The 15,694-nt window shown below is 29.6% G+C and carries 8 protein-coding genes; all 8 read right to left on the minus strand.

Annotated features, from left to right (window positions below):
• Positions 1-1,836 carry a cell wall-binding repeat-containing protein gene (locus CDIF1296T_RS14710; protein WP_009897952.1) on the minus strand — a complete coding sequence of 612 codons (1,836 nt, stop codon included), beginning with the start codon at positions 1,834-1,836 and terminating at the stop codon, positions 1-3.
• A 32-nt stretch (positions 1,837-1,868) separates the two neighbouring features.
• Positions 1,869-2,576: a PIG-L family deacetylase gene (locus CDIF1296T_RS14715; RefSeq protein WP_009897954.1), complete on the minus strand. Its 708-nt coding sequence runs from the start codon at positions 2,574-2,576 to the stop codon at positions 1,869-1,871.
• A gap of 106 nt (positions 2,577-2,682) precedes the next feature.
• Positions 2,683-4,554, minus strand: coding sequence for a cell wall-binding protein Cwp2 (locus CDIF1296T_RS14720; protein WP_009897956.1), 1,872 nt, complete (start codon positions 4,552-4,554; stop codon positions 2,683-2,685).
• A gap of 414 nt (positions 4,555-4,968) precedes the next feature.
• The gene (secA, locus tag CDIF1296T_RS14725) at positions 4,969-7,314 is read right to left on the minus strand and encodes a preprotein translocase subunit SecA (RefSeq protein ID WP_009891056.1); all 2,346 of its coding nucleotides are present in this window, start codon (positions 7,312-7,314) and stop codon (positions 4,969-4,971) included.
• A gap of 235 nt (positions 7,315-7,549) precedes the next feature.
• Entirely contained in the window at positions 7,550-9,820 is a 2,271-nt protein-coding gene (gene slpA / locus CDIF1296T_RS14730) for an S-layer protein SlpA (RefSeq protein WP_009897960.1), read from the minus strand.
• Between the two features lie 211 nt (positions 9,821-10,031).
• A complete protein-coding gene (locus CDIF1296T_RS14735) occupies positions 10,032-11,621 on the minus strand; it encodes a cell wall-binding protein Cwp12 (RefSeq protein WP_009897962.1) in 1,590 nt (529 codons plus the stop codon).
• A 218-nt stretch (positions 11,622-11,839) separates the two neighbouring features.
• Positions 11,840-13,441, minus strand: a complete 1,602-nt coding sequence (locus tag CDIF1296T_RS14740; RefSeq protein ID WP_021368758.1) for a cell wall-binding protein Cwp11 — start codon at positions 13,439-13,441, stop codon at positions 11,840-11,842.
• A 367-nt stretch (positions 13,442-13,808) separates the two neighbouring features.
• Positions 13,809-15,689 (minus strand): cell wall-binding protein Cwp10, encoded by a 1,881-nt coding sequence (locus CDIF1296T_RS14745; protein ID WP_009897966.1) that lies wholly within the window; start codon positions 15,687-15,689, stop codon positions 13,809-13,811.
• Positions 15,690-15,694 lie beyond the last annotated feature (5 nt).

The raw sequence follows: 15,694 nt of genomic DNA on the forward strand, positions 1-15,694 counted from the left end.
CTAAATTCCATCATCTGTAATGCTAGATTTTCCCCATCGTGAAACTTCATTATTTGAGGTATCTATTTCTACTGCTTCTATATATGATCCATCTTTGGCTCTTTCAATAAAAGATTGATTTGATATTGTAACCATACTCCAACCTTTAGTACTAATTTTTTCTCCAACATATTTCGCAGATGGTTTTTCATCAACTACTCTATAATAAATTTTATACTTTGAACTCTCTGGTTTTGTTGATATAGTTATTCTTACATAATCTTTTAAAGCAGGTATACAAGATTCTACTTTAGGATATAAACCACGTGCCTTTTTATCTTCATCTTTATCTGTATCATTAGTTATAGGTTTTTTACCACTTATTGATGGTTCTTCACTTCCACTTATAGTATTAATATTACCTGAATTTTTTATTGTTACACTAGAAGAATTATTAGATATTTTAGTTATTTCTCCACGATTCAAAATATATACATCTTTTGAATTTTTAAGTATCGTTATAAGCCATATTTCTCCAGAATCCTCATTCTCTATTTTACATCCATTCTCATCATAAACATCTATCCCTTGTATACTTCCTTCGTTAACTAAAGTCTCATTTTTTATATTATTTATTACTAGATCATTATCTATGTCCCCAAAGTTTTTTATATCTCCATTTGGCATATCTATAGTTATTGATTGTTTATATATACCATCAAATTCAATAGTTATAGCTTTATTTGTTTCTATTTTAAAAGAATTAGTTATATTTTTATCTTTTTCTGGCTTAAATCTTATGATGTCATTTGCATCTGATTTTTTTATAGCAACATTAAGTTCATCAATAGTTTCAACAGTATACTTAGTTTCTTCTTGCATATCTATTACATCTTCTACAACATTTTCATTACCCAATCCGCCAATTTGAATAACTTTATCTATAATTTTAGTGTTTAACACATCTTTTTGAGAACTATCTAGCTTATTTCCTGCTAAAAGTATTGGAGAACCATTTTTAGAAGCTAATACACCCACAGCTAAAGAATCTATTAAATCATGCTTACTCCTTGTACCATCCTTTGTTACATAAATATTTTTTATATCAGTATCTTTGTAAAATTCTTCTATAATTTTTGCATTTGTCTCACTTCTACTACTACCTGCTATTCTTGTTGCATTTGGTAAACTTCTTTCTACAGAATTAGAAATAGAATATGTACCACCTATTACATACGATTTTTCTATATCTTTACTATCTATAAAATTATCAGCTACTTCAGTTCCATTCTCTGAATCAGAAAGTATTATTGGCATGTTTTCTTGAGCAGCTATAGCTCCAACACTCACTGCATCAGCAAGACCCTTTTCTCCATTTACTACTACTATTTTAGATATAGATTTTTCCCTATCTAGCTTTTCAGCTAATTTTAAAGAAGTATCATATCTACTATTTCCAGATATTCTTTCAAAACTTATATTTTCTGCATTTAACTGCTTTTCAATCTCTGAACTTAATGCAATTGAACCACCTATTAAATATACATTTTTCACACCAAGTCTTTTTAATTCTGCTTTTGTTCTACTATCCAATTTATTACTTTGAGTTAATAATATTGGTACATCTTTTGCCTTTGCAAATGGAGTAGCTGATAAAGCATCTGCTATTGAATTATCATTTACTAATACAGCACTTTCAGACTTTGTCCATCCAGCTTGACTTATTTTTATTGCTGTTTCCCATCTTCCAGAACCTGTTAATGTATCTTTTGTAGATGCATTAGATGTATTTCCATATAACATAATAGTTAAAAATGTTATAGTTAACAAGGACACTATCTTTTTTGATATTTTCATTAATTCTTACCTCCTAATTCTTTCATAATATTTTATGGAGCATGTACATACTGTATTTTATTTGTAGCTAGCTCATCAAAATGAGATTTTACTGAATGGTATCCTATAGCATAATGTCCACTTTCAGGATTCCATTTTTTATATGCATTCATTGCACTTAATAATTTCTCTTCTTGACTAGGTAATACCTTCCATACCTCTACATTTGGATTAACTTTTTTAAAATCCTTATAGTCATATGGTTCTACATAAAATCTTAAATCTTTTATTTTGCCTTCTTTATATAACTCTAGTGCAGCTTCTCCTAATGCCCTATGGTCTTCATGTATTCCACTAGCTTTAAACGGAGTAACAGTTTTTACTTTTGCATCTGGATATTCTTCTAAGTACTTAAGTATTATTTCCCTTGCCTTTTCTTTACTTAACTCACCATCATGTGCTCTATTATCTTCTATATGTATATTACTTTCTTTTACACCCATTGCTTCACAGCTATCCTTAAATTCTTCATCTCTATCTTTTGAAAATTCATTTTCTGATAAAGAGTATTTATGAACATCTTTAATATGATAAGAACATGACCCTCCATCATCCAAAACTTTTCTTATTATAGATTTACTACCATCTGTACATAATATGACATGTGTATCACTTTTTTCAACATGTTCAATTATAGCACTTCCCATACTTAAGGTTTCATCATCTTGATGTGGTGTAAAAAATAAAGTTGCATCTACCACTACTACATCCTCCTACTTTATAAAATGTTATAATTTACAATAAATAGCATAATTATAGAAAAAGATTCCTGTATTAATTAAGGAATCTTCTCCACAGTATAAGTTATTACCAACCTAGTATTTTAGCTATCTTTTGTATTACTGTCAATTCAACTCCATTACCTATTTGAGTTACTTCTGCACCAAGATTTAATTTTTTACTAAGTGCATTCTTTTGTGAGTCTGTTATATCAGTTTTAGCTAGAAGTATTGGACCTTTACCTGCTGCTAGAGGTCCTGCTGCTAATGCATCTACTAGCATACCATTATTTCCATATCCATCTTTTGCTATATATAGTTTATCTAGCTTGCCATAATATGTTTCTATAACCTTAGCATTGGTATCATGTCTTGTTTCTCCTTCAACTCTTTGAACTTTTCTATCTTTATCAATATCAGCAAGTTGATTTTCAATTTGACTAGATACATTGTTAGAACCACCAACTATACCAATCTCTTTTCCATCCATCAATTTGATAGCGTCTGCTGAAAGATCATTCCAGCCATTTACTATTATAGGAGCCTTAAGTTCAGCAGCTTTGGCAGCTATACTCATAGCATCAGCCTCCCCTTTCGCACCTACTACAAATGCATCTTTAAAAGACCCCATAGCTTTTGCTACTGCTACAGAAGTCATATGTCTATCATCTCCAGCTAGTCTTTCAACATTCTTAGTTACTGATTCTAATTGCTTTTTAGCTGTATTTGATACTGCTGATTCTCCACCTACTATATATATTTTAGCTGATGGGCTTTTCTTAATTATATCTTTTATATAATCTAAAGTTACTTTTGGTATTTCATTATCGGATGCTAATAATATAGGTGCTTTTTTAGATTGAGCAAGTGGTGTAGCTGCTAATCCATCAACTAGTTTATTTGAATTAACTATAACTATATTGTCAGTATATTTTGTTTGTTTTGCTATAGCCACTGCAGTTGCATATCTATCATCTCCAGCTATCAATTTAACCTTTGAATTACCTTCTAATGCAGCTTTGGCATCTTTTAAATCTTTTTCATTAGTACTTTCTACAGTAAGCTCTGTTGCTTTTCCAGATGCATCAGTATACTTAATAGTAAATTTATATTTTCCTGTTTCTGAATCTTTTGCTGAAATATCACTAATTGACTTTGATGTACCATTTGCTACCATATTACCTTTAACAGTCAATCTATATCCATCATATAAATCTTGTGGTGAAACTGTATTTAGGTCACTATTTTTTATAGTTATTTCGGCCAATTGGACATCATCAATATTTTTAGCTCCTGCTACACCTAGTTTATCGATTTTATTTACTCTAAATCCTTCTGCAGAAGGGTCTAAATTTGTTCCAGTTGAATCAACTGGATTTGCTGTTAAATCAACTTTTTCATCACCAATACCTACATATATAGTTTTAGAAGTTACTGTTTCTGTTTTATCTCTTAAAGTTATAACTAACTTATCTTTAGCACTATCATATGAAGCTTTTACATCTGCAACTTTATAAATTCCATTGGTTTCAGTTTTAGCTTTTTCTGTTATAGAATTAGCTTCAGCGGAAAGGTCTGCTGAATTTTCATATTTTTCAGTTGCTTCTGCAACTACTTCATTTGCACTATTTGTTATATGCCCTTTATCTGTTATAGTTACAATAAGTTCTTTATTTTCTCCCAAAGCATTTACTAATTTTTCTAATTCATCTATATTAGTTATTATTTTTAATTTTGATAAAGTCTCACCAACTTTTATTTCATATATTGGTTGTCCAACTTGAGAACCTCCTGTATACTTTTGAGACATTAAACCTCTAACTTTCGAAACTAATTCTGTAGCCTCTTTCTTAGTTATTGTTTCTTTTTTTACCTGTGTAGTTTCTGCAGCAAAAACTGGAGCTACTGATGTACTTATCATTGCAGCAGCCATAATTACAGAAAGATTTTTTTTATTCATGGTATTTTCCCCCTAAAAAATTCAAATTTTTATTATTTTTTCCTTATTTACCAATTATAATATATATTTGATATTATTTCAATAAATGAGACTTATTGTAATAATTAACCAAAAGATATAAACTTTTTCTTATATTTTATTTTTTTAATATTTATGTATACAAAAAAGTAACAAAATTGTAATTTTTTTTAATAATCCAGTTTATAACTAATAGACTTTTCATCTTCTTTATAGTATAATATTAAATGGAAGAAAGAAATTTCAAGCATCTCTTTTTTCCGTATTTCTCACACAGAAAAAGAAGCTGATTTTCAGCTTCTTTTTCATTTGTATTCCTTAATTATTTAATTGTAATTACAATATAAAGAATCAAAATATTTTATTTTTCATTTAATAAAAATTACATGAACTTTTTTAGTTAAATTTATATAAGTATTGTACTGTTGCTTCCCTTATATTTTTATTTAAAGCTTCAAACATATCATATCCTTCTAAAGCATATTCTTTAAACGGATCTTTTTGAGCATAAGATTTAAGACCTATATACTGTCTTAACTGTTCCATAGCATCTATATGATCTATCCAGTATTGATCAACCACTTTTAAAAGTACTGTTTTTTCTAACTCCGCAACTTTATCAATACCAATCATCATCTTTTTCAAGTCATAAACCCTTTTTGAAATTTCATATGTGCTATCAATTATCTCTTGGACACTTTTTTTATCTACACCGGGTATTAGTAATGTATCTGCAGGCATAAATGTACTATATAAATGTTTAAAATATCCATAATAATCTCTTTTTCTTCCAATTAAATAAGTTTCTCCTGCTTCTTGTATGATGTCTTTAACCATTTTTTGAATATCTTCTTTTATATCTTCATCATTTAACACTTTATTTCTTTCATTATATATAACCTTTCTTTGCTCATTAATAGTATCATCATATTTAAGAACATTTTTTCTTATTTCAAAATTTTTACCTTCTACACCTTTTTGTGCTCTTTCTATAGCCCTTGTAAGTGCTTTACTTTCAATAGCCGTATTTTCCTTTGAACTTGTTCTCTTCATAAGTTTCTCTATAGTTTTTCCACCATAAAGCTTTATTACATCATCTTCAAGACTTACAAAGAATCTTGATGTACCTGGGTCTCCTTGACGACCAGAACGCCCTCTAAGCTGATTGTCAATTCTTCTTGATTCGTGTCTTTCTGTTCCTATAACATAAAGACCACCTAAATTTTTAACTTTTTCTTCTTCTTCTTTATCTCCTGCACCTAGAGAAATATCCGTACCTCTACCTGCCATATTTGTAGCAATCGTTATAGCATCTAATTTACCAGCTTTAGAAATTACCTCTGCCTCTTTATCATGTTGTTTAGCATTTAAGACTTGATGCTTAATACCTTGCTTCTTAAGCATTTTAGATAACTTCTCAGATTTTTCAACAGAAACTGTTCCCACGAGTATTGGCTGTCTAGTCTTATGTATCCTTATTATTTCTTCTACAACAGCACTATACTTTTCTTCTTCTGTTTTAAATACCTTATCATGCAAATCAGCTCTAATAACTGGTCTATTAGTTGGTATTTGGACAACATTTAATTTATAGATTGACTCAAATTCCCCTTCTTCTGTCTTTGCAGTACCAGTCATACCAGAAAGTTTTTCATATAGTCTGAAGAAATTTTGATAAGTCACAGTAGCCATAGTTTTAGATTCATTCTTTATCTCAACACCTTCTTTGGCTTCTATAGCTTGGTGAAGTCCATCTGTATATCTTCTACCATCCATTACTCTTCCTGTAAATTCGTCAACTATCATTACTTCTCCATTTGAGATAACATAGTCAACATCTTTTTCCATAAGCTTATGACCTCTTAAAGCTTGATTTATATGATGATATAATTCTATATTCTTTATATCAGTAAGGTTTGTTATACCAAAAAATGACTCAGCTTTGCTTATACCACTTGCTGTTAATGCTATAGTTTTATCTTTTCTATCCATCTCAAAGTCTTCTTCTTTAACAGTTTTTACAAAGTTATTTGCTAACTCATAAAGTTTTAAATCTTCATCACCATCTCCTGCAATAATAAGTGGAGTTCTAGCTTCATCTATTAATATTGAGTCTATCTCATCTACTATGGCAAAGTTTAGTTCCCTTTGTACTTTATGAGACAAATCTGGCACCATATTATCTCTTAAATAGTCAAATCCAAATTCACTATTTGTTCCATAAGTTATATCACATTTATATTGTTCTTTTCTTATACTTGGGTCTTGGTTAGATAAAATTACACCTACAGTCAATCCTAAAAATTCATATACTGGACGCATAAGTTCTTTATCACGTTCTGCCAAATAATCATTTACTGTAATTACATGTACACCTTTTCCTGTTAAAGCATTTAGATATACTGGAGCTACCTCAACTAAAGTTTTCCCCTCACCAGTCTTCATCTCAGCTATCTTTCCTTGATGAATTACTATACCTCCAATTAACTGAACTTTATATTGACGCATTCCTAAAACTCTTTTTGAGACCTCTCTAACAACAGCAAATGCTTCTGGAAGTATATCATCCAAACTTTCACCTTTGTCTAATCTAAGTCTAAAAGTATTTGTCATTTCTTTTAATTGTTCATTCTCTTTGATTTCCATATCTTTTTCTAAAGATTCTATTTTATCTACTATTAAATTTAATTTTTTAATTTCTTGTTCATCCGCTTTATCTAAGATTGCATCTAAAACTGACATATTTTTTGACCTCCTTTTTTATCATACAATTATTATTATACCTTAAAATTATAGAATAGTAGACAATTATTTTATTGTATAGTATAATAATCATACTTAAATAAATTACATCTTTATATATTTAAGTATTTCTCACATAAAAAAGAGACTAAATTTAGTCTCTTTTTTTGTATTCGAAAACATAATATAAAAAGACTTCTCATATAAGAAGCCTTTTTATATTATTATATTTATATTACATACTTAATAAATCTTTTAATTTGTTTATAACTGAAGTAGCTATACCTTTACCAACTTGAACTAAGTTTTCTCCATTATCTTTATCAAGAACTTTACTTATAGATACACTTTGATCTGAAGATAAAGAATCAGTAGCTAATACTATAGGTGCTGGAGATACTAATTTATTTTTATCATTATCAGAACCAGTTAATACTTTACCATCTTTATCTACTGGCTTACCATCAGAATTAAGAGTTACACCAAAGTTTGCTGCAACTGGAGCTGCTGCTAAAGCATCAACTAATTGATCTTCTTTAGTAGAACCATCTTTAGCTACAAAGAAATTAACTACTTTTTTATCATTATTTAAGTTATCTTGATAATAAGAAGATTCTTTTATAACTTTTGCATTAGTTGCTTGTCTATCATCTCCACTATATCTATCTGGAGATTTACCTGTAGCATCATCTATTGCATTTTCAACATCTTTAGATACACTGTTTTCTCCACCTATTATATCAACTTGTGAATCATCTAAGAAATCTTTTACATCATCATTTATAGTTTTAGCTTTTCCATCTACAACTACTATTGGTGTAGCATCACCATCAGCTAAATCCATTTTACCATTAGCATTTCTTAATTGAGATGCAACTGGAGCTATACTCATGGCATCTGCTAATCCTGTTCCTCCAACTACAAATGCTTTATCATTATCAAGACCTACTTCATCAGCTATTTTTAGAGAAGTTTCATATCTATCATCTCCTGCTAATCTTGTAACTTTAAGTCCCATATCTTTTAATTCATTTTCTACTTCTTTAGATATAGAATTAACTCCACCAGCTAAATAAACTTTCTTTGAAGTATTTATACCTGTTGTACTCTTTATATTCATAACTCTCTTTATTTCAGCTTTTACGCTTGAATCTAATTTATCTTTTGAAGTTAATAATAAAGGAGCTTTCTTTTCAGAAGCTAAAGGAGAAGCTACAAGTCCATCAACTATTGCATTTCCTCCAACCAATACTACATTATCAACTGAATCTCTAAATATAGCATTTTCATCATCAGAGTTATAATATTTTTGACTTAATGCTATTGCAGTTTCTATTCTATCTTCTCCTGCTACTTCTATAGCATTTGAATATCCATTATTATATGTTCTTAAATCATCCACATAATCTTTTAAGTCTTTCTTCTTATCTGACTTAAGAGTTAATTTAACTGGTGAATTTTCATCAGCAATTGAAGCCTTTGCAGCACTCTTAGTTGTAACTCTTTTTCCTTCTGGATAAAGAACTACTTGATATTTTCCACTAACTTCTTCTATTAATCCATTAGTATCTGCTTCATCTCCATTTAATACTTTATAAAGAGTATTTAAATCAGTTTTATTAAATACATATTTTTTAGCTAAATCTTGTGCTGTTTTACTAGAACTAGCGTCAATATCTATTGTTTCTTCTTTAGCATTTATTATTCTAAGCTTTGTTATTACTGGTTGAACACTGGCACTTGGTGTTTTTTCAGCAAACTTAACAGTTGCTTTACTTCCAGGAACAACAGTAAGTTTAAGAGCTTTAGTTATATCTATAATATCACTGTCCCCTAATTTAACAATTTTTTCTGTAGACCCATCTTCAAATGTAAGCCCAGTTGAATAAGTTGTCTCACCTGCTTTACCAAATTTAGTATCATTCATATCTGCTTTTATAGTAATCTTAACCGCAGTTTCAGATGAATCTGTATATGCTGTGTCAAAAATAGCTGACATTGCAAGTTTTGTTCCTGCTGAATTTGTCTCAGTAGAACCACTAGCAGCTCCAGTATTTGTAACAACACCATCTGCTGAAGATGTTCCAGCAATTATAGCATCTGCTGAAGCACCTGTTAAATCTTTCAATGCAACAAGTTTACTTGTAGTTATTTTATCCCCTTGACCTGGAGAAGTTATTAAGAAATCTACATAATCTCCATCACCTAAATTATCTAGTTTATTATCTACTTGTGTAAACAATAATTTACTTGCATCTGCTGCATTAAGCTCAGAACCTACTTTTATAGTAGATGCTAAAGTTCCCTCAAAGAAAACTTTAATTTCTGTTATACTTCCATCTAATATTCCTTTTTGTAATTGTTCAACAGCTTTCTTATACTTGCTTTGTACCACTGTATATCCTTGATCACCAGTTTCAACTTTTGTATCATCTGCAAATACAGGTGCAGCCGAAGCTAAAACTGTTAAACCTGACATAGCTATTGCTATATTTTTCTTATTCATTCCTTAAATTCCTCCCAACATTATATTAAAATTACATCTCTTATTATGTACATAGAATAATCATCCATATATTCCTAATATTTCTCACATCTCTATAATAATCCATTTTTATTCTTTTTGCAAGGCATTTTTTTGAAATTATTATTTTTCCCAAGCATATGAGTTTTTATACCCTTAAATTTCAATATTTAATAACTTAAAAAATTTAATTTTACTTATTTAAAAATTCTTGAGTAGCATACACTTCTCCATTAGGCAATATATATAATCCAAACCCAGTATATACAAAATCACTATTTAACATATTTTCATTATATTTATCTGACTTTTTCCAAACTGTAAATATTACATTTGCTAGTTCTCTAGCATCTTTTGTTGTATAAGTGCTCTTTGTAACAAGTGGTACAAAAGCTATATTTTCTTCACTTCTCAACCCATATCCAGTAAATACTTCAACAGATTTTTTACCATCTATTACATGTGAAAATTGGCCTTTATCTGCCATGTACTTAGACCAGGAATTAGAAAGCCCTTCTAAGTTTTTAGAAACTTGTAATGGCTCTTTACCTTTTTCTTTTCTATATGAATTTACCAAATTATACATTTCACTAGAAACCATTCTTTTAAACTCACTACTATTCATATCATTAGTCTTATATTCAAGTACATTTACTTCTACACTTATTGAGGTAGTCTTTCCACCAATATCAGTAGCTTTTATAGTAACTTTGTATTTACCAACCTTATCAGTATTGATATTTCCTATAAGCTCTGGTGTCAAATCGTTACCATTGCTATCCTTTGCTACTATATTAAGTTTACTTATATCAAACTTATCACCTTGATAAATATTTAAATTTCCAACAGTTATTGTTGGTGCACTTGCATCCAGTGATGATGCACTTAAACATTGTTCTAGTGTCTTTTCATCTATTCCTCCTAGTGCTGTGATTTTATCAGCACTTCTAAGTACAGACTTATCACTATTTCCATCAACCAATACAATAGGTGCATTTTTAGCTATAGAAGAACCAGCAACTGCATCTACTAATTGATAACCTTTAGAAAGATAAAATTCTTTTGCTGAACTATAAAAATGTTTTATAACTTTTTTATTAGTCTCAAATCTATCTTCTCCAGCTAATCTAACTGCATTAGTTTTTTTAACTAAATCATTACTTATTATCTCCTCTGAACCAAGAGCATAGCATTGCACACCTTCTTTTTTCTCAAATGGAACATTTTTACCATTAGTTAAAATTATAGGTGCTCCATCTCTTGATGCTACTGATGACGCACTCATAGCATCTGCTTCACCTGTATAACCATTAGTTATAAAAACCTTATCTATAGGTTTTATTGAAGCTATTTCTTTTGCTATAAGATAACTTGTTTCAATTCTATCATTACCACCTATTCTTTTAACTTCTATCCCTTTTTGCTTTAATTCATTTTCAACTGATTTTCCTATTGAATCTTCAGTTCCTATTATATAAACCTTCTTTACATCTTTTAACATTTTTTCTGTGTCTGATGGTATACTGTTTCTTTGTGATAATAATATAGGTGCTTTAACTGTTCCTGCTAATCCACTTGCACTTAATCCATCAGCTAGTGTATTATCTGTATTTACTAATACTACATTTTCATATGTTTGTTTCTGTGCAATTTTGGCAGCTGTCTCATATCTATCTTTCCCTTGTATCTTTTCTATACTTGAAAGTGCATTGATATTTGGTGCTCCTGCCATTATTAATGATATTGCCAATCCTATTGATAATACTCTCTTATTTACCTTCATCAAACTCCTCCTACTAATTTTTTTATATAATTCAGCTAATCATAAATTACATCCTCAGTAGTGATTCCCTCAAAATCTATAAACTACTAAAACAAAAAACACCTAAAATACCATAACCTGTAAAGCAATAACAAAACAGATTACAAAAAGTACTTTAGATGTGATTTTCATTTTATAATATCAGTAAATTAACAAAAAAACAAGATTTATGGAATTTTTTACAAGCTATCTTCATTTCCATTTAAAAACTCCTGAGTAGCATGCACTTGACCATCAGATAATATATAAAGCCCAAATCCAGTACTATAAAACTCATCACTAAGCATGTTTGCATTGTATTCTGGAGACTTCTTCCACACTTCAAATATAGCCTTTGCCAAGTCTTTTGCATCTTGTGTCGTTTGAACGTTCTTAGAATCTATATAAATATATGCTATATTTTCCTCACTTCTCATTCCAAATTCAGAAAATACTTGTGGAGCATTTTTTCCATCTATATAATGTGCAAATACTTTTTTATCCATCATATACTTAGACCATGCATTTGCCATACCTTCTAGCCTACTAGACACTACCAAAGGCTCTTTGCCTTTTTCTTTTCTATAGGAATTGATTAAGTTATACATTTCAGTAGATACCATTTTTTTAAATTCTGGGCTGTTGTAATCATGAGATTTGTCATCCAACACTTTTATTTCTACTCTTTTTCCTGTACTTTTTCCCCATTCGTCTGTAGCTTTTAATGTCAATATGTATGTACCTACTCTATTTGTATCTATAAACCCATCAACTTCTATTGGTAATACCTTCCCAGTGTTATCTTTAGCTACTATATTTAACTTGCCAGTGTCAAACTTTTCACCCTTATATACCTCTGTACTTCCAACTGTAATTGTTGGGGGTTGTCCATTTGACTTTGAAGCACTTATACATTGTTGTATTACCTTCTCATCTATTTCACCTACAGAGGTTATATTCTTAGCTCCTTCTAATACAGTTTTATCGCTTCCATCATTTACTAGTACCATTGGAGAGTTTTTAGTAAGTGGTGCGGCTGCTATTGCATCTACTAATTGGTATCCATCTGATACATAGAATCCATCTGCACTATTAAAAAAGTAGTCTATTACGTTTTTGTTAGTTTCAAATCGGTCAGTTCCTTCTATTCTTACTGAGTTTGTATTTTTAACTAGAAGATTACTCATTATCTCCTCTGAACCTATACAATATGATTGAATATTTTTTACATCAAAAGGCACACTCTTTCCATCTGTAAGTATGATTGGAGCTCCATCTCTAGTAGCTACTGATGATACACTCATTGCATCTGCTTCTCCACTATATGCATTAGTTAATAGTACTTTATCCACTTTTTTTATAGTTGCTATTTCTTTAGCTATTAAATAGCTTGTTTTTAGTCTATCTTCTCCACCAATTCTTTTGACTTCTATATTTTTAGAATCTAGTTCTTTTTCTACTGATTTACTTATAGTATCTTCTGTACCTATTATATATGCTTTTTTGATATTTTTTAGACATCTATTTGTGTCTGCTGGTATCTTATTTTGTTGTGTAAATAGTATTGGAGCTTTTGTAGCTCCCGATAATCCACTTGCACTTAATCCGTCTGCAAGTGATTTTTCTGTATTTACTAAAATTACTGTTTCATAAGTCTGTTTATCAGCTATCTTTGCTGCTGTTTCATATCTATCTTTACCGTATATTTTTTCTACTACTGATGATGCATTTACACTTTTGAAGTTTACTAAGATTAATGATACTGCTAGACCTAATGATAATATTTTTTTGTTCATTTTCATATCCCCCTGATGATTTTTATATTTTATATTTATATTGTAATTATTTTCCATTTATTTTCTCTTTATTTTCCATATATTATAGAGTATATATGATATGAATATATCTCGTCTATATATTAGTGTTTTATTTTATTAAATTTAAAAAATTATTTTTAACTTCTTTATTAAACATATTCAAAATTGAATTTATATTTATATATATAAAAGATATCTGCTTTATTTAAAATTAAACTTAATATAGCTCAAATTATTATACATTTTAACCTCAATATTATTAGATTGTTAAGATAATGAAAATAAAATAAGAATGCATTTAAATATATAACTTTATATCTAAATACATTCTTATTTTCTATTTACTTAATATTTATTTTTCAATTAAACTCTTAATCTTGTCTATTACAGATGAGGCTATTCCTCCACCTACTTCAAACAACTTTGATGAATTTTTACCTTTTAATGACGATTCTTGTGATTTATCTAACGTATTTGTAGCAAGTATAACTGGTGAATTGTTTTTAGCTGCTAATGGTCCAACTGCTAAAGCATCTATAAGTTTATCTTGATTTGCAACTACAACTCCATCTAGCTTAGATTGAGAGTAGAATTTATCTATTACTTTGGCATTCGTCTCTTGTCTAGTTTGACCTGCCACCCTATTGTTTGATATATCTTTGTTTGCTATTTTTCCAACTTGTTCAATAGCCTTGTTAGATATTTTTTCTACTCCACCAATAAAATATATATTTGACACCTTATTTGATTTAATAAATTGTTCAGCTTCATTATCTACACCATCTTTTTGTGTAAGTACTATTGGAGTTTTTTCTTTACCAGCCAGTGATGCTATTGATAATGAATCAGCTTCTCCATTTCCTGCTCCTATATACAACTTGCTTACATTATTCGTCTTATCTATTTCTTTTGCTATATTAATAGAAGTTTGATATCTTGTATCTCCACCTATTCTTTGTACTGATATTTTTGAATTTACAGCTTTGATAGCTTCAACAACTGAATTTGGCATTGAGTTGTTTCCACCTATCACAATTACTTTTGATGGATTTAGCCTTTTCAATTCTTCTACAGTTTTTTGAGGAAGCTTTTCATTTGATGATAAAAGAATTGGTGAGTTTTTTACACTAGCAAGTGGTGTAGCTGTAAGCCCATCCACCATACTTTTATCTTCTCCATTTACTATTACAACTGTATCTGATTTTGTCCAACCACTTTGAGATATTTTGATAGCTGTCTCAAATCTATCAGCACCTTTTAATTTTTTGACTGTGACATTAGATGTAGAATCACTTGAATTTCCTCCTCCAGAGCTTCCACCACTAGATGAGCCGCCTGAATTACTTCCTCCGCCATTATTTCCACCATTGCCATTATCTGGTGGTAATTCATCCGGTTTTGATAATTCATTTTCAACTATGTATTCTAAACTTTTTGGAAGTGTAACTTCAACATATTTGTTTATTGTAGCTTTTCTTCCCTTAGTTGTTTTTTGTGCTAATCCAAGTTTTAATATTACATTTGAACCACTTTCTTGTGTTTCTTTACTAACAATAGAATAGTTTATCCTAATATTGTTTAATAAATATTCAAGTGCTTCACTTTTCTCTACCTTATACTTTTCAGGGTCGTTTTTACTAGAACCAGTTCCACCAATCGGTTTTACTTCACTCTCATTAATAAGGGTAAATATTAATCCTTCATCAGAGCTTATATTTTCATAATCCAATGTTTTGTTGTTATATGTTACAATTTTTAAAGCTGGTTTATCGCTTGTTCCTTTTCCTAAAACTTTATAGTCAGCATTTGAGTTACTGCCAGATTTTTTTATAGATATTCTTCCTATATTCAATCTATTTCCGTCTAGTAAATCTTCATTTGATGTAACATATATATCTAATGTAGTTGTATTACTTGATTTGTTGTATTCTGCTCTACAAGTAGCATTTGCATTTCCACTTTTTATCTGAGATTTTATATTATCAGACCAAGTAATCTTTTCTTTCTGCTCATTATCTACTACTTCAACCTCACCTTGTACTTTTATACTGGCTTGAAATGAATATACTATGTTTTCTACTGAGTCCACAGATATATCTATAGTATTTACTTTCTCATACGTTTTTGTTCCTTGTAAAACTGGAGCTGCATATGCACATGTAGCACTACCAGTTACAGCTACTGCCATAGTTGATACTGCTATAGTTCTTATAAAAGATTTTCTTTTACTCATTAACA

It is taken from the genome of Clostridioides difficile ATCC 9689 = DSM 1296 (genome assembly GCF_001077535.1).
GTDB lineage: Bacteria > Bacillota > Clostridia > Peptostreptococcales > Peptostreptococcaceae > Clostridioides > Clostridioides difficile.